This window comes from Vibrio sp. THAF190c, assembly GCF_009363355.1.
GTDB classification, from domain to species: Bacteria; Pseudomonadota; Gammaproteobacteria; order Enterobacterales; family Vibrionaceae; genus Vibrio; species Vibrio fortis_A.
In genome coordinates this window covers 1,423,501-1,441,131 of the sequence record NZ_CP045338.1, presented here as the reverse complement: position 1 = coordinate 1,441,131, position 17,631 = coordinate 1,423,501, and the positions used below count along the sequence as shown (strand labels likewise).

General features: G+C 43.5%; 14 protein-coding genes. 3 read left to right on the top strand and 11 right to left on the bottom strand.

From position 1 onward, the window contains the following. The first annotated feature begins 98 nt into the window (after positions 1–98). Positions 99–581 (top strand): peptide-methionine (S)-S-oxide reductase, encoded by a 483-nt coding sequence (locus FIV04_RS06445; protein WP_152468606.1) that lies wholly within the window; start codon positions 99–101, stop codon positions 579–581. A 72-nt stretch (positions 582–653) separates the two neighbouring features. Here the strand turns inward: FIV04_RS06445 and FIV04_RS06440 are convergent, their stop codons facing one another. From FIV04_RS06440 to FIV04_RS06425, 4 genes are all read right to left on the bottom strand, one after another. Continuing rightward, positions 654–2,048 (bottom strand): ATP-binding protein, encoded by a 1,395-nt coding sequence (locus FIV04_RS06440; RefSeq protein ID WP_152468605.1) that lies wholly within the window; start codon positions 2,046–2,048, stop codon positions 654–656. Next, the gene (locus FIV04_RS06435) at positions 2,048–2,713 is read right to left on the bottom strand and encodes a response regulator transcription factor (RefSeq protein WP_152468604.1); all 666 of its coding nucleotides are present in this window, start codon (positions 2,711–2,713) and stop codon (positions 2,048–2,050) included. Before FIV04_RS06435 ends, FIV04_RS06440 begins: the two co-directional genes overlap by 1 nt. A gap of 455 nt (positions 2,714–3,168) precedes the next feature. Continuing rightward, positions 3,169–3,945, bottom strand: a complete 777-nt coding sequence (locus tag FIV04_RS06430; RefSeq protein ID WP_172974226.1) for an EAL domain-containing protein — start codon at positions 3,943–3,945, stop codon at positions 3,169–3,171. Between the two features lie 94 nt (positions 3,946–4,039). Further along, complete coding sequence (locus FIV04_RS06425; protein ID WP_152468602.1) at positions 4,040–4,813, bottom strand: MipA/OmpV family protein; 774 nt, start codon at positions 4,811–4,813, stop codon at positions 4,040–4,042. A gap of 538 nt (positions 4,814–5,351) precedes the next feature. Between FIV04_RS06425 and FIV04_RS06420 the strand changes: the two genes are divergently transcribed. After that, positions 5,352–7,586 carry a hypothetical protein gene (locus FIV04_RS06420; RefSeq protein ID WP_152468601.1) on the top strand — a complete coding sequence of 745 codons (2,235 nt, stop codon included), beginning with the start codon at positions 5,352–5,354 and terminating at the stop codon, positions 7,584–7,586. 141 nt (positions 7,587–7,727) lie between these two features. Here FIV04_RS06420 and FIV04_RS06415 read toward each other — a convergent pair whose 3' ends face one another. The 7 genes from FIV04_RS06415 to FIV04_RS06385 form a co-directional block, all read right to left on the bottom strand. Beyond that, entirely contained in the window at positions 7,728–9,464 is a 1,737-nt protein-coding gene (locus tag FIV04_RS06415) for an ABC transporter permease subunit (RefSeq protein WP_152468600.1), read from the bottom strand. Positions 9,465–9,468: 4 nt separating this feature from the next. Next, on the bottom strand, positions 9,469–10,989 hold the full coding sequence (locus FIV04_RS06410; RefSeq protein ID WP_152469540.1) for an ABC transporter substrate-binding protein: 1,521 nt from the start codon (positions 10,987–10,989) through the stop codon (positions 9,469–9,471). Continuing rightward, positions 10,979–11,812 (bottom strand): ABC transporter ATP-binding protein, encoded by an 834-nt coding sequence (locus tag FIV04_RS06405; RefSeq protein WP_152468599.1) that lies wholly within the window; start codon positions 11,810–11,812, stop codon positions 10,979–10,981. Before FIV04_RS06405 ends, FIV04_RS06410 begins: the two co-directional genes overlap by 11 nt. Positions 11,813–11,832: 20 nt before the next feature. Beyond that, entirely contained in the window at positions 11,833–12,594 is a 762-nt protein-coding gene (locus tag FIV04_RS06400; protein ID WP_152468598.1) for an ABC transporter ATP-binding protein, read from the bottom strand. A 186-nt stretch (positions 12,595–12,780) separates the two neighbouring features. Further along, positions 12,781–14,085 carry an MATE family efflux transporter gene (locus FIV04_RS06395; protein WP_152468597.1) on the bottom strand — a complete coding sequence of 435 codons (1,305 nt, stop codon included), beginning with the start codon at positions 14,083–14,085 and terminating at the stop codon, positions 12,781–12,783. Positions 14,086–14,298: 213 nt separating this feature from the next. Beyond that, positions 14,299–15,330, bottom strand: coding sequence for a DUF2157 domain-containing protein (locus FIV04_RS06390; protein ID WP_152468596.1), 1,032 nt, complete (start codon positions 15,328–15,330; stop codon positions 14,299–14,301). A gap of 327 nt (positions 15,331–15,657) precedes the next feature. Next, entirely contained in the window at positions 15,658–16,536 is an 879-nt protein-coding gene (locus tag FIV04_RS06385; protein WP_032549194.1) for an NAD(P)-dependent oxidoreductase, read from the bottom strand. Between the two features lie 266 nt (positions 16,537–16,802). Here FIV04_RS06385 and FIV04_RS06380 point away from each other — a divergent pair, with 266 nt between their 5' ends. Further along, the gene (locus FIV04_RS06380) at positions 16,803–17,567 is read left to right on the top strand and encodes a transporter substrate-binding domain-containing protein (protein WP_152468595.1); all 765 of its coding nucleotides are present in this window, start codon (positions 16,803–16,805) and stop codon (positions 17,565–17,567) included. Positions 17,568–17,631 lie beyond the last annotated feature (64 nt).

Here is a 17,631-nt window from a genome sequence, read left to right as displayed (position 1 = left end):
GTGTTGCTACAAATGATCACCTTTATCCAATATACGTGACTGGATTCAACGACTAGGAGTCATTAACATAGTCCTGTTTTAGTTATGAGCGAAGAGTAATGGAAAGAATCTACCTAGCAGGTGGCTGTTTATGGGGAGTCCAAGAGTTTATCAAGTACGTACCCGGTGTTATTGACACTAAGGCTGGGCGGGCCAATGGTAAGAGTGCGACAACTCAAGGCGATTATGATGGTTATGCTGAATGTGTAGAAGTGACTTTTAATCCGACGGAAGTCTCTTTAGAAACGCTAATACATCACCTTTTCGAGATTATCGACCCATACAGTGTGAACAAGCAGGGAAATGACGTTGGCGAGAAGTACCGAACTGGTATTTATAGTGAACAGCCGAACCATATTGAGCAAGCCAAGCAAATCATTGCAGCTCGAGATGATGCCGACCGAATTGCTCTAGAGATTTTGCCTTTGACAAATTTTGTCCTGAGTGACGACATCCACCAGCACCATTTGTCACTTCACCCAGAGAATCACCACTTGTGTCATATTCCTTGGGACCTGCTACATAAGTACAAGAATCAATAACAAAAAGAGCGTTTAACCCAACGATTAAACGCTCATTAGCTGTCCTATCTTTAACTGAGAGACATTGAAAACCTATCTCAGTTGCAAGTCTTCTTGGACTTCAAACACTGCGGTAAATTTAGCGCCTCCCAAGGAGGAATCTTCGATTTTCAATAAGCCGTGGTAGCTAGATAGAAGTTCCTGCGCGATGTTAATTCCAAGCCCGTAGCCTTGAACTCGGCTGTCTAATCGCATTCCACGATCGCCTAACTTCTCTTTTAACGCGTCTGGTACACCTTCTCCATTGTCCTCAACAACCACGTAAAGACACTTTGAGCTCTTGATGTAAGCGGAAACATGAACTTCACCATTACCATATTTACATGCGTTATCGAGAAGATTGCCCACCACCTCCATCAAATCATTACGCTGGCCGACAAATACGACATCTGCTGGGACACACAACTTAAACGTCACGTTCTTTGTCGCGTGTATCTTTTTCATACCAAACACCAACTGATCGACGATTTCAGAAACCTGATGACTTTGTGCTGATAAAACAGAACTGTGATCGTTAGATGCAACTTTCAAACGATGTTGGATTTGATCAACCATGTTTTTAACTTCTTGGTTAATCACGTAATCAATCTTCTTATTGTCGTGCAGCGGAATGCCTAATGAGTGACTCCGTGCAACTCCCTGTAACACCGATAGCGGTGTTTTCAATCCGTGTGACAAATCCGAGAGAAGCTGTCTTTGTTTCTCTTTTTGTTGACGCTCGTAATGAATCAAACCATTCAAACTTTCAACCAACGGTCGCAGTTCTTTAGCCGAATTGTCATCAAGCTTTGTAATCTCTCCCTTTTTAAGCGCAATTAATTGATTATTAATGCGATCAATGGGTCTTAAACTCCAGTTAGAAAACAGCCACATTAAAGGAATGATAAGGAAAATGTGCAAATAAAACATACCTTTAACGTACTGAAAATTCCGATCTATCTCTTCGAAGAAAACCGGATCTATAGCATGATGTTCTTTAAACGTCACAAACATCAAATCAGGCAAATGCTCATTACCGTAGTGGTGCTTTATACCAACAAAATAATCTAACCCGTCACTACTGATAGAAAACTGTGTACATGTGTCGCTATTGAGCCACTCGTCCTTTATGTACTTGCCTAAAGAGTCAGTTGGGTTAGTTTCAAAAAGTAGATTATGGTCGCTATCAAAAACAAACAGCTGCTCAGCGCGCGTTTGAAACCTCTTCGGCACATCTCGGTTTAATATCAACTCACCATCTTCCATAATGAAGTCATTCAGTAAGTAGCTTGTACCCGAAGACAGCCACAAACTAACGAACTTGTCCGAGTTGGCATAGAACACACGCAGATTCGCTTGCCCGTACAGAAAAGAAAGAAGAATTAAAGCCCACCCTGTTGCCAAAATATAACGAAACTTAAGTGTTCCAGTCAGTTGTTTAACCCTCATCAACAAAGTTTGTACCCCTGGTTTCTAATCGTGATAATCGGGTCACTCCCTCGACTGGCGATAATTTTCTTTCTAATACGGCTAATCAATACGGCAATCACATTGCCATCTTCCACAAGTTCATCGCCGTATACATCTGCACGTAGCTTGTCCTTGGAAACCACTTTGTCGGCATTAAGAATCAAGCACTTTAGTAATCGATACTCGTAGGCGCTCAAATCTAGCTTGACGTCACCAGACATAATGCGTTTCGAATCAATATCAAGCTGAAATGAACTAACTTCAATCAACGAATTGGAGGCCCCATAAGAGCGGCGATAGAGAGCATGAGCTCGAGCAAGAAGCTCTTCAAACACAAAAGGTTTAGCTAGGTAATCATCTGCGCCAGCCGTCAGGCCTGCTACTTTATCTGCCCAGTTATCTCGAGCCGTTAAGATCAGAATAGGAACGGTAATACCATTTGACCGCCACTTTTTAAGCCATTCAATACCATCACCATCAGGTAGCCCAAGATCTAAAATTACTAGGTCGACCTGGAAGTTATTAAGACAATAATCCCCCTCTTCTCCTGTCTCAGCACGATGCACCCGCATATCTTTATGGATCAATTGCATCGCTAACTCATTGAGCAGTTGGGTATTGTCTTCGACAATCAATACGTTCATCGTTCTTCCTTTAAATTATTCAAATAGAGGTACAGAAAAACCAAATCGACGAGACTATTTGACAGTCAGCTATACTCCCCCACTAAAATTTAGATGAAGGAAGTTTATATTAACCAATAGGTCAATATAAGTTAGCGGCTCTCATTATAATTTGGGGCGAGAAATTAGCATAAATTTAAAGAAATACAATGAATCGAATAGAAAATAATTTATGAATCTAAAATTATTTTCACTTCTATTGGTATATGCATTCTTTTAGTTAGAATAAATAATCAAACTCTTGTTTAATATTTAGCCACCATGTACTGGAATAACAATGTTTTTCATTGCATTTATAATTACTTACAAGACATCACTCACACAAATACCTTAAAGCCTGGCATTGACCATGAATATATTCAACCTAGTAATCTGGACATAAATTTGTGACTAAAATCACGTATACATAGGCAATTTTAGAAGTAACAAGGCATCTGGGAGATAGCATGATGAACAGGTTTAGACAGCAAGTACCCTTGATACAGCCTTGCCCCATTGCTTTTGGCGAATTCGTACTGCTCTAGATACTCGATGCCTTCATAAACCAAGGTGATACTCTCTGTTTGAGACAGCGCGGCCAGTTTTCTAAGTTCATTGTTTTTAAATATCTGAGAATAAAGCAATAATTCACGGCTTACTTTGACGTAATGGGGTTTAATTGCAGCCACTCTTGAAAAGTCTGAATACCCCGTACCGAAGTCGTCAATCGCAATAAGTATGCCTTTACTCCTCAACTTATCTACACCCAAGTAAAATTCAACTAAATCATCAATAGGACAAGGGCTTTCTGTTATTTCTAAGACAAGTTGATGAAGTTTAATGTCTTCGATGAGAATAGCGCGAACCAAACTCTGTAACATTTCTTCATTTTGATAAATAATTTTAAAAAAACTCGGAACCATATTAATAAATAGCTTAGACCTTGAATCATAAATACTTGAATATCTAAAGCCTTTCAGATGCATATTCACTATCAGCATATTCAACTCTACCATTTCAACAAATGAACGAGATTCCAAATACTCAAAGAACTTACATGGTGCAACTTCAATACCATTCTCTTTTATGCGACATAATGCTTCATGGCCATAAACATGACCTAACTCATTGCGTAACTCTTGGTAAGCACTGCTGATCACATAGTTTTCAAAGCAGATTTCAAAAACTCTGCTGTTGTAATTAAAACGAATCATATCGTCCTCAGTAACCATTTATTCTAAAAAGATAAAGAAGTCTATTCGTCCCTGAATAGAAGCCAACTATTACGTTCCTAACGTTGTTTTATTATTAGAAGTAGTATGCGACCGATGCGCCTACTAACCATTGATTCGCACTGTCGACCAATGGAGAATCTGCGATATCAGAACCCAAGCGCGTAAATGCAGAAGTTTGAGTTAACTCTAAGTTATCGGTTAATGGCATCACCAGTTTATAACCTAGACTGTAAGAGAACGTGCCATCCGCTTTATAGGCTTTACGATTCGCTGCCACCTCTTTTTGAGTAACACCGAAATAGTAATCAACGAAGTCTGCGCTTTTGTAATCGACGCTTGCGAAAGGCACGAATACCCACTGGTCTAGTTCAACGATTGCTGTATATTTCAAACCAGTTTTGAAACCTTCAGACTTGCCCGTCACATCATGTTGGAAGAAGGCTGAAACAACGTCGGAGCCGAAATCTAGATCCATGTTAAGGCCGAAATCTATTCCAAGGTCACGATCATTCATACCTTTAAGAATCTTGGCATCATCAGATTCGTAATGCATACCGCTGGTTTCAACAAAGACGTTCATATTGATAAAATCGCTGTTGTTACCAATAAAGCGGTAGTTGATCTCATTAAGATCTGCGTTGAAATCATCACCGTGATAACCAAAATTCAAAAGTGGCACCACGCTGTGCTTCTGCCCTTTAAATAAATCGCTCGTTGTTGCGACACCCGCTTCTGCACTCCATTTTCCTTCGTGTGAATAAACGTTACCGTTACGAATGTATGTCTCTGCCGCAATTGTTGTACCTGAAAGGAGTGTTGCTACCGCTGCTAAAACCCAAGTTTTCATAATTATCTCTTCGTCTGTTTGATGTTTAAATAACCACTGGTGCAAGCATGCTGACTGATTACAAATTTATTAGTAATCAACAGGAGGTAAAGTAACCCTTGCACTTACGTGTCAAACACGACCTTGCACTCAGTTGATGGCGGGCAGTATAGATTCGCTTTATAAACTCAAAATAAACGAAGCCAATTTTATTTTTCTTAAAAAATTAAGTTTTTGTTACAGTTAACAATAAGCAATTAAATGAGTATCTAAGGCAATATAAAACCGAAAGCATATATGGTTTATAGTTAATATCTATCGTTAATCTTTTTCTCAAAATGAGAATTAAATGAGCTCTTTTGAATGAATCTCCACTTTAATTCCTCTATATAATAAAAAAATAAATAGCTCTGATATTCATTAAGTTATAGAGAGCATTTTTATATTCGGTTCCTTTCTACTTGATCATAATTTGTTCTTCGCCAATACTTTTTCCTAATTTGATTGTCAATTTGACGCATCGTTTTTTGCTGTAATTTTTGGATTTGGAATTGTGGGAATGACTAAAACTATTTTGGCAGCCACTCTGATGGCCGTTTCACTCAATGCGGTTTCAACTGAGTTCCCTTCTGCAGGCACCGCTTTTATCCTTCCAGGACAACACGAATCTACAACCAATCACAATGGTGTTGAGGTTACAGCCCAAGAGCTTATTGATTGGGAGTTAAGTAATAGTGATATTATTTTCGGCTCTTATGCTGAACCCTCCGACAACACCCGTAGCAATACGTTGGGTTACATGTACAACCAAAAACTGGAGATCAACTCAAGTTGGGTTGAAGACGAACTTAGAAACTACGCTGAAGCCAACGCTCTAAACTACGAAGACTTCTTCCTACACTTCTCTGAAGACACTGTGATTGCGGAGGTTGATTCAACCCACGGTGAAAATACCACCCTAAACAGAAAACCCACGATTGTGGGATACACCGTCGATCAATCACATGCCGGATTTTGGCTATACCAACAACCGCCTTGGGATGCTGATGTGTTCGAGCACTCTGATAACAATGGTGCGCTCTACATTTATCACTCCGAACCATTTGATCGCTTAACGCTGAAATTCTCTCAATTTGCGACCGGCGGAAGCTTTTCAATTGAGTATCCCAATGCAGTCGACCAACGCGGCCAAGCTAGCCAATGGCAAACCATTTCGATCAAAAAAGATAAGACTCTGAACATGACCAAGAACCAAGCAGTAATTTGGAACATGCCGGATGATTGGAAGCGCGCAACCACTCATGATGGCAGCGGTGCCAGTTACGGCGGTGGACAATATTTTGGCTCTGAATACCTGCGTGATGGTGGCCGACTCTATGTGGTACGCATTCGATGGAATGAGCCAGAGCACAGACCGCGTCTAAAAGAAATAAAACTCAAAAACTCTTTCCCAACGGTGAAACTCACCAACGCAGCAGAAACGACGCCAGATGGTCGAACAATTGAGAAATGGAGAAAGATCAGAGGCTTTGATCACTCAGCAGACATCAATAACGACAACTATCTATCAAACTCTGAATACAAGGCTCGTACAAACAAAAACGCAACTGCGCGTTTTCGCTGGGAATCTCGGGTTATCCCTTTCGGCCGCATGTGGAATCAATCTTCATCTTGGGCATTAACAAATTTAGCTAACAACGACTATCAAGAGGCTATGTCAGCTTACTACTCAAAAAATTGGGTAGAACAAGGCTTAAATGGGGCTTACAACGATGACACTAATAAGCTATTGGGCAGTAATCAATTCTTCGTTTACTCCGGAGGTAACATTACCGAACTGCAAGCGATAGCGGGCTCTGACAAAGCAGACTCTCTATACAAAAAACACTTCTCGTCGTTCTTAAACAGACTTGCAACCGATCAACCGGGAACACTTGTTGGCCTGAATATCGGGACAGCAAATCTGTATGGCCGAAATGGGCAATCTCATCTCATTGATGCAGGCTCTCTCTATCTTCGAGAGCACTACCTCTTCCCCACTACTGGCTTCAGTGGGTATGCGGGAATATCTAAATTCTGGGATAACTCAGCGTTAGCTCAGTCTGGTAGTAGCGTCATTTTCCAAGCTACGACACGATATGGTCGAGTTCAATATTTTGGGAATACGCAAGAAAATTGGCAACAAGACCAGTATTCTGGCCTTGCCATCTACTACCTCAATCATCACACGGATCGCAGCTACTTTAATCAGTGGAATAGCAGCTATCTGTATGGGAGTCATAACACCACCAGTGGTAATTACTACACCAGTGGCATTGCTCAAAACATTGCCTACCAACCTACTTCATTATTGAAGGTGGACATAGGTGCGCCTTCAGGGGAAATCCCGAGCAATCACAATGCCATCCCACTCATGCTATCAACATCGACGCCTTTTGCTGCCGATTACACAATTGTTGGTGATAGTGCGATGACCGAGTTAGTTCATCAAGATTTACCCAATGGAATGGCTCATGTAATGCCTACTCATACTTACTTCGCTTATCAATCGGAGAATCAAGTCGTCAATGGCGGACCAGAAGAGATGGTTCTCGCACGTCAGTTTGAAAAAGGTTTAGTGTTGTATCGAACCGACTTTCATGGCCGAAATGTGAGTTATTTTTCAGAGCCTTTGATTACGATTCAGTTGGGTAAGCAGATGAGACCTGTAGATGCTAACGGTAACCTCGGAGATCCAGTCACTGAAGTTCAAATTGCAGGATACCAAGGTCTAATATTGGTCAACGCAGAGTAAGCAGCAAGTACCAGGTGTCTCACCCTAAAATTCGTCACAAATAGAAAAGCCTCTTGTCATATAGAATCAAGAGGCTTTTTCTTTAGTCATTGTGCGGTGCTTACCGTGGGCCGATCTTCATCAAACAAGTCGCTATCAAACCTAATCATCAAACAACAAGTTGATCGCAACAGAGAGCATGACAAGGCCAGCAATTGGCGCGATAACACCAATCGCAGAACGCTCGATGTAAGGTAGATTCTCGGCAATCAGCAAGCCCCATTCTGGTTCCGGTGGCTTCGCTCCCAAGCCGATAAAGCTCAAAGACGTTAAACTCAACGTAATGACGGGCAGTCTTAACAATGCATGCCTTATCAATGGCGGCAGAACATAAGGGAGCAAGTAATAACGCAAAACACGCAGACGACTGGTTCCCCAAACAGGAGCCAAATGCGTATACGGTTGAGCCTTTGCTTCTAACACCAAGCTTGAACAGTGCGCCGCTAAAGGAGCCCAAGACACTAACACGATGGCAATCAGGGCACTGTTCGGGTTCATCCCAGTTAAGCCAGCAACCAAAAGACCCGCCACGATATAAGGCACCGCCTTAGTGATCTCGATAAGGCCTTGGCTGTAACGAGTCACAAATCCAAGCAATAAGCCGATCACTAGACTTAGGAAAGTCGCCAGTATTCCCATTTTCATGGTCGAGAACATCCCTCCTCCCACTCTCGCAAGCAGATCTCGACCTACCGCATCAGCACCAAATGGGGCTGCAAGACTCGGTGAGGCTAATCGAGGAAATTGGATGAGGTAAGGGTCACGGATCAGCGCCCAACCAGCACAACCAATAAGCAGAACGAAGATGGTTAAGCTGGCATTTCTTTTTGTGCGGCTCTGAGTGAAACGAAACGTGCTGTGACTGCTGATCAACTTACCGCTGGTCGCGCTGTGTCCGAGCAAAGCACGCTGGATCATGATGCTAACGCTGCTGATCAGAATCGAGAAAGCGAGCAATACCAACAGACCACCTTGAAGCAGTGGAAGGTCTTGCGACTTAGCCGCGCCCAGAATCAAGCGACCAATACCGGGAATAGAAAAAATCTGCTCGACTGCCACCGCACCGCCAGTCAAACCAATCACAATCATGGCAAGTTGCGGGATAAGATTGCTCAGTGCTCGCCACAAGGCAAATCTCAAAATCTGAAATTTGCTGATGTTAGCTGAAAGCCAAGTGATAACCCAAGGTTCATCAAGAACCCGAATCAAGCTGTCATTCAATAGTCGGCTAAATAATCCACTTGCAGGTAAAGCGAGCGCTAGTGTCGGTAACCAGAGGTTTTGGGTGCTAGTCCAACCGTAAGGTGGAAACCAACCTAGCCAAATTGCGAATACCAAAATAAGGAGTGACGCAATCACATACTCAGGGAGCGATACCAACACAGAGCTTAAGCTATTGTGCTGATTATCTAGCTTGTTTTGTTGCCAACGATGAATGGTGAACAAGACACTGATAAGGCAGAACACTAACGTCATAGACAGTGCACAAGCCATCAAAAACAATGACGTTTTCGCCGTAGATTGAACACTCTGCATAACAGGTGAACCATCTACCCAAGAGACACCTAAATCGCCTTGCGCAGCCAACACCAACCAGTCCCACAATCGTTCTGTGGCAGAACGCTCTAACTGCAAGTCAGCACGAATCGCTTGCAGTGCTTCAGCCGTCATTAACTGCTGAGCACCTGCTCGCGCACGCAAGATCGCCTGACTTGGGTCAATCCCAGCTATATCGGGCATTAGCCCCACTAAAACCACCACCACGCTCAGCGAGGCTAAGCGTGACAGCCATGGCATACAAGCGCCCCAATTGAGGCGCATGTTGGCAACAAGTGACATTGCGTTAGTTCACCTCAGTAAACTGGTCGATAAGACGACGTTCACGTGGATCACGCTGTGCATTTTTCACTTTGTCGCTTTCGCCTTGAATCACACGCTCGTGCAATAGAGGAATCGCAGCGTATTGACCCAGAATCAAGTTCTCAGCTTCAATGATCGCTTGTTGACGCAGTTCACCTAGAGGTTGACGGTCAGCATGATCTAGTGCCGCATCCACTTCTTCAGAACAGAACTGACCTAAGTTAAATGAACCGTCACAACTGAAGTCACTCTGCATGTAAGCAACTGGGTCACCCGAATCTAGAACGGTCGCACGCGATAGAATGAAGGCATCAAACTTACCTGCAAGTGCGTCATTTTCAATTTGAGCATATTCACGAACGTCTAGCTCAACCACAAAACCTGCCGCTTCTAGTTGCTGCTTTAAAAGTACTGCTACTTCCGGCAGTTCAGCACGGTCGGTAAAGGTACCAATAGTGATCTTCTCACCGTTAGCTTGACGAATTTCCATTGTTTCCATACGTGGATTCTTATCACGTACTGGTTGTGCCCAAGCCAATGCTGGCCCTAAAAGACCTTTAGCAAGATCAGCATGGTTTTCGTAAACCGTTTCAATGATTTGCTCGCGATTCACTGCTTGACCTGCCGCTTTACGCAGAGCAAATTGGCTAAACACTTCAGACTGATTATTTAGATATAGTGTGTTTGTACGAGGCATCGCAACTTCATGTAGTTGAGATTGATCCATCATTGCGATTTGAGAAACCGGAACCGCTTCTACTACGTCCGCTTCACCGGTACGCAGAGCCGCTGCACGTGCGAAGCCGTTAGGCACGTATTCCGCCAAGATGTTTTCAACTTTAGCTTTCTCACCCCAGTAACCATCAAAGCGTGTCAGTCTCGCGCTCGTTGTACCGTTGATTTCTGTCAGGATAAATGGACCAGTACCCGCTTTAATTGAGTTCACACGACCATCTTCTTGGTAAGCAGCTGTCGATAGAATAGAAAGCTGTGGGCTTGATAGACGGCTTGGCAGAAGTGGATCATTAAACGTTGTTTTTATCTGAACCTTAAAATCACCAATCGCCTCAACTTGCCATTCAATACCATCAAGGATACGTGGCTTCGGCGCTGCATCTAGCGCTTTTTGAAGTGAGTTAACAACAACCGCAGCGTTGAGATCTGATCCGTCATGGAACTTAACGCCTTCACGCACATTGAAAGTCCAAGTCATTGGATCAACTTGTTCCCACTCGGTTGCTAACATAGGTTCCGCCACCGATTGGTCACTTAGGTTTACCAATGTTTCAGCCGTGCTCCAACGAGACAGCTTGAATGCGTCGTCAGATAGAGGCGAAAGGCCGGTTCTTGGCGGTTGCATCATCGCAACACGTATTTCTGATGATTTAGCAGCAGGCGTCGCCGCCTGTTCAGCGTCTTGTTTCTTCTCTTCAGAATCGAAACAACCTGTTAGCAATGTGCTTAGAGCTAGCGCTACTGCTAACTTTGGCGTATTAAGGTGCATACGAGACCTCTCCAATGGTTTTTGTGTATTCATGATTCGTTTTTTGCGCACTCAATAAAGCTCGAGTGGTCATATGTTTGGGTTGTTTCATCACTTGCTTAGCATCGCCGTGTTCAGCGACTTGGCCTTTGTCGAGCACTAAGATCTCGTCACAAAGTGCTTCGGCTGCATTCAAGTCGTGAGTCACCAAGATCAGTCGCATTTGGCGTCGCTGCTGGATGGATACAAACAAGTCTAGGACCTGCTGTCGACTCACTGGATCTAAGCTACTGGTGGGCTCATCAGCCACCAGCACACAAGGCTCTACAATCAAAGCGCGAGCAATTGCGACTCTCTGTGCTTGGCCAACGGAGAGCTGTCTTGATGGACGAGCTAATAGTGACTCGTTAAGTCCAACATCTCTGAGTGCCTTTTCAATTTTTTGCTCTTTATTATCAATAAGCCCCATGCTGATAAGTGGCTCCAATAACAACTGTTCCACTGTGTAGTAAGGGTTCAAGCTCGATTGCGGCTCTTGTGGAATAAGCTGGATATGCTGGCACAATGCTCTGCGCTGTTTCTCTGAACTTGATGAGAGCGGTTGCCCACAGATATACACCTCACCCGACGTAGGTCGGCGTAAACTGAAAAGCAGCTCAATCAAAGTAGACTTACCGGCGCCAGATGGCCCGACAATCGCCAAGTTCTGAGTTTCGATATTTAGATCAAGTTGATCGAGCGCTTTGAATGGCTTTCCTCCAAGCCAAGCAGGCTTCGAGTAATAATGGACGTTCACATTTTCAAAACGAACTTGTGCGGACATAGGTTGAGTATGATTGTGCATAAAGGGACTCCGACTCTAAACTACGGAAGCAGTTGAGCCAGTTGCTGGCAGAACTCGTGCTTGCTTGAGGTAATCGCCTCTTTCGGAGTACCGTAAGCCACCATAGTACCCTCTGCAATCACCAACAGCTTGTCGCAAGCGAGCGCTGCAGATAAGTCGTGAGTAATCAACATTCCGCCAATATTTCTTTGCTGAATGCTATTTCTAAATAGAGTAAGGATCTCTGACTCGGTAATTGGGTCAAGCGCACTGGTTGGCTCATCAGCAATAAGCAGATTCGCTCGACCAAGCAGAGCAATGGCTATACAAATACGTTGTCTCTGACCACCAGATAACTGACTTGGATACTGCTTTAAAGCCATGTCAGCGTCAGTAAAGCCAAGTTGGTCAAGCAGTGTGGATACGGTTGCTCTGTGAGTCGAGTTGAGACGCGTTTTATTGCCCGTTAAGGCTAAACTAAGCTGTTGCTCGACTGAAGCCAATGGGTTCAGAGCTTGTAACGCGTCTTGAAAAATCACCGCAGGTCTCTGAGCAGCTTCTCTTTGCAGCATCGCTTGCGTGCTGACTTCCTCGCCATTAATCGAGATAACTCCATTAGCGAAGACATCTTTAGGTAAAAAACCGGCTACCGCCTTGGACAACATAGACTTACCAATCCCAGACGGTCCCATAACGGCAAGTACCTCACCCTCTGCAAGAGTAAAAGAGATATTGCGGAAAAAAGACTGATGAGAATCTGAGATTTGAAGTTGATTTACAGCGAGTATTGGTTGTGTGTTCACGACAGCTTGGCTTGTAATAATATAACATAACAATACTATCATGCGGGTTTGGCTAAGAAAACATCCCGTAAGGGGTAAATCTGACTGTTTTTTGGTTTTCGAGAATAAAGGGCAAGCTCACCTGCCCTTAATTAGTTGGGAATTTCAATACTATGAGATAAACACGTTTGATTTATAAATATAAAGCTATAAACACTTTTCTCGCACTTGCTGGATAGATGGATACAAGAAAACAAAACGTCCAACATAAAAGAGCGTAAAAGCTAGCCATAAACCATGGTTTCCCCACTGTGGCACAGCTAAAAGCTGCGCCACTAAAAACACCAGCAGCGTTATAAAGCTTGAGTTCCTTACCGGTTTCGTCGTACCTGTCCCGGTGAAAATACCATAGAAAGTCAACCCGTATCCCGCCACCAGTGGGAATACAAGTAACCAAGGGCTCATTTCAAGATATAGAGTGTTCAGTTCCGGTAGCGTGGTGAATAGCATGACGATTTGCTCTTTAAACACCAGAGTAAGAAGAGTCAGTACTGCAATAAATGCGGTCGTCCACTGAGTGTTTAACTTAATCACACTATCAAGCAACTTCGGATTTTTCTGCCCTACCGCTTTACCAGCAAACACACTTGAGGCATTAGCAACACCGTCGAACATATAGCTAACGATGAAAGTTACTTGCATCAATATCGCATTCGTTGCCAACACGTCTGGACCAAGCTGAGAACCAATGCGAGCCATCATATTGAAGAAAACCAATATACAAATCGTACGTAGCAACAGGTCCATATTCGAAGACATAATCACTTTCAGGTCTTTCTTAGACATCTTCGCTGTGCTTAGGTGATCGAACAGCGAGAACTGACATGTTTTAAGGACGAAGCCAACACCGATAGCAAAGGTAGTAACTTGTGCAATCAAAGTAGCAACTGCGACGCCTGCTATCGCCATATCAAAATAGAGTACGAACACGATATCCAAGACGATATTGAGTACGTTACCAAACACTTGCGTGAACAAAGTTTCTTTGGCTTTGGCCTGCCCCATCAACCAACCGATGATGGTGTAGTTCAACAGTACAAACGGAGCGCCGTAAATCATGATGTCAAAATAGATCTTGGCGTTTTGCCCAACACTAGCGTCCGGAGAGATGATCCACTCGGCTCCCATCCATATGAGTGATTGCAGAGCAATGAAAACTAACCCAACGCACAAGGCCAATACAAATGGGCGAAACAGACTACTCGCCTGCTCTGAGTGACTGTTTCTGCCGAGCGCAATAGCACTCTGGCCCGTTGTACTGACACGGAAAAAGCCGAACAACCAATATAAGGTGTTCATGATAACGGTGCCGATTGCGACGCCACCAATCAGCTCAGCAACACCGAGTTTGCCAATAACGGCAGTATCTACCGCTCCAAGCAAAGGTTGCGTAACAGTCGAGACAATGAAGGGAAAAGCAATCTTAAAGTAATCTTTATGAGTCAGATTCATTAGGGTTTAACTCGGAACAGTTGTGAGTTGAAGTCAAAAAAAGAGCCTCCGTAGATTCGAGGCTCTTGCTTTCTCTAATTGAGAGTCACATTCATCAAGGTAACACAGTCAAGAAAGGCGGATATTTACCTTAATCAAGAAATCTCCTAGATGATAAAGTTAATGATAATTAATATCAATTGTTAATATTGTCTGACATGTTTACTTAGCACATCAAGCCTTAGGTAGCTTTAACTGGTAAATCTTCTCTGCTTTGGTCCCTAATAACCAGAAACTCACCGCGAGAATCGCGAAGAACAGGGCTTTGTGCATACCTTCCCAGAGGTACTCAAAGAAACGGCTATAAAGATTCAAGAAGATGAACACTAAAGCGACACCTTTAGTCATATCATCATGGTGCTTCAATCCGAGATAGAGTCCCGCAAGCGAAACCAACAAAAGTAGCACCGACCAATACAGAATCGAGATCTGCTCTATATCCAACCAAATACTGAAATCAGCATGGTTTCCGAATATCGAGAGCAGCCAAAGGGAGAAGAAGAAATAGAGCAAGCCAACAAACTTGGTCACACTTTCAAATTCCATCGCTGCCCTGATCCTTGGTAAAACGTAGAGGCTCGCCACCAGCAAAAGCCCACCAAACAATGCAAAGCGCAGCGGGTAATTCATACCTAGATAGTAGCCATCACTCTGAACCTGATAGGAATGGAAACCAAACCACGCACCTAACGTCATCAGGGCGAATATCCAGACCGTTTGCGAAGGCAGCCAGAGCCCAATCAAACCATAAATCGCTGAGGCTAGTAGAATCAGTGGTGCTAGGTTCTCTGTCTCTATGACCTTTCCAAGGAAAAAGATCGACAGCGCGGTGCTTATCATTCCGAGAACGAACAGTGCCTCATTGGCCAAGACTTTACTTGGGTAGAGTTTCTTTCTGCGAACACCGAACACGTAAAAGCCAACAGCTCCCGCCAAGAAGAACAGACTCTTCGCTAGTTCTGGCGCAGTGAAGATGCTTTTGAACAGCTCTATCAACCACTCATCAAACACAAAGGATAAGGTTGCCAATACAACACATGTCACCGCAATAGTGAACGAGTAACGAGCGATCTGAGTCCAATCGAAAGCCGACACCTCAAAGGTGCTCGTCAGCTTGTCATGCTCTTCTTGTGTTAAAACACCTTGGGACTGCCACTCATCAAGCGCATTGCCAATGATTCTGCGTTCCTTCTTAGACACTTTCATGTCTACCTCTCTTAAAACCGATATTCACGAGTTAGAATTTTCTGTTTCTAACTCTATTATGGCTTAAGAGTAACATGGAGTTTCCGTCTCCGTAGATCAGACACGGATAAATTCATGGTTTTTAAGATCTTTAAGGGTTATGAAATCAGGCTGGCACTCGAATTGGTGCTAAGAGATGAAGCAATTGAAGGCAGGAATATGAAGATAAATAAAGCACGCAAATGCATGTTTTAAGAGAGTGTTTACTGACAAATAAATCAGACAAATAAGCAACCCTGCTCATGAGAAAAAAGGAGGAAAAACTCTCATGAGCAGGGCTTATTTGTATTACTTCTCTAGCTTAGTGAAGTAGTCAAATAGTACTGGAACGTCGTTTTGACCTAGACCTGCATCAACAGCAGCTTGTAGGCTCTTAGACGTACCTTCAGCGATTAGAGACTCTGTACCTAGGTCTGAAACCATCTCTAGGAAATAACCAAGATCTTTGTTCGCGTTTGCTACAGAGAAACCTAGCTTCTCTTCGCCATCTACTGCGTAGAACTTACAGAACTGCATGAATGGAGAGTTAGATGGACCTGCAGACATGATGTCGAACAGTTGTTGACCATCAACGCCAGCCAGTTTTGCAACAGCGAATGCTTGAGACATTGTTGCTACAGTCGTCATACCCATGAAGTTATTTACAAGCTTAGTTACGTGACCTGAACCTAGAGCACCTAGGTGGAATACGTTTTCGCCTTGCTCATCAAGAACAGGTTTAACTTTGTTGAATGTTTCGATGTCGCCTGCAGCCATGATGTTTAGTAGGCCGTCTTTCGCGTGAGCTGGTGTACGACCTAGAGGTGCGTCAATCATACCAGCGCCTTTCGCTGCAAGGTCTTCGCCAATCTTACGCGTTGAAGCTGGGATAGAGGTACCGAAGTCAATCAGTGTTGCACCTTCTTTGATACCCGCTAGGATACCTTCATCACCGTATACCACTTTTTCTACAACAGCAGACGTTGTAAGACATAGCATTACGATGTCGCTGTTTTCCGCAAGTTCTTTGCCAGAAGTTGCTTCTTTTGCACCACGAGCTACACAAGCTGCAACCGCTTCTTTGTTAAGATCCATAACGTTTAGCTCATAACCACGTTTTTGTAGGTTCTCAACCATGTTGCCGCCCATAAGACCAAGGCCAATGAAACCAATGACAGGTTTTGTCATAATTAACTCCTAAACTCAAGTAATGTGTTATTGTATGATTATATTATATTGGTGCAAAACCTATTGTGCAATGACCTTGAGTTAGAATCTGTGATCAGCTAGACGTATTAGGCTTATCATGGGGTATAAATCAGACAATATGTCAGTTAATAGTCAGACTAATTGCTACTTTTGGCAATAAAGTCTAATTACGCGTTGGTTTGATCTCTTTCTTCTTCCCTTTCTGTTAGTTTTAATCCTCACACCAAACACAACAGACAATAACAATGAAAAAGATCTCTTTATTACTCGCTTCAATCGCTCTTGCTACGAGTGGAACAGCAGCGGCTGACCAGTTGGAAGATATCCAAGAGTCAGGCACGCTAAGAGTAGGCACGACAGGTGACTACAAACCTTTCTCTTACTTCGATGGAAAACGCTATTCGGGCTACGACATCGACGTCGCCCAGCATATAGCGGAACAACTGGGTGTTGAGCTCAAGCTGGTTCGTACAACTTGGAAAGATCTGCTTACAGATTTAGAAGAAGATAAGTACGACATCGCAATGGGTGGCATCACTCGTAAGATACAACGTCAACTTGCTGCAGAACAAACCCAAGGTTACATGACGTTTGGTAAGTGCTTTCTGGTCGCCAAAGGTACTGCCGATAAATTCAATACTATAGACAAAGTTAATCAACCTTCAGTCAAAGTTGGCGTCAACATTGGTGGAACCAACGAAGCGTTCGCAGATAAACATCTGCAACAGGCAAGCTTTACTCGTTATGAGAACAATCTCGATGTACCGAAAGCGGTCGCGACAGGCAAAGTCGATGTCATGGTGACAGAAACACCAGAAGGCTTGTTCTATCAAGTTACCGATGAACGCTTAGAAGCGGCGCGTTGTGAGACACCATTTACCAACAGCCAGTTTGGTTACTTAATTCCAAAAGGTGAGCAACGCTTATTGAACACTGTCAACTTCATTATGGATGAGATGAAGCTCAAGGGTGTTGAAGATGAGCTATTACAGAAGAACTCTCTAAAATAGTCTCTTCTGCTATCTAATCTTTTCTTCTACCTCAACAATTAAAACGCCGACTCAATAGAGTCGG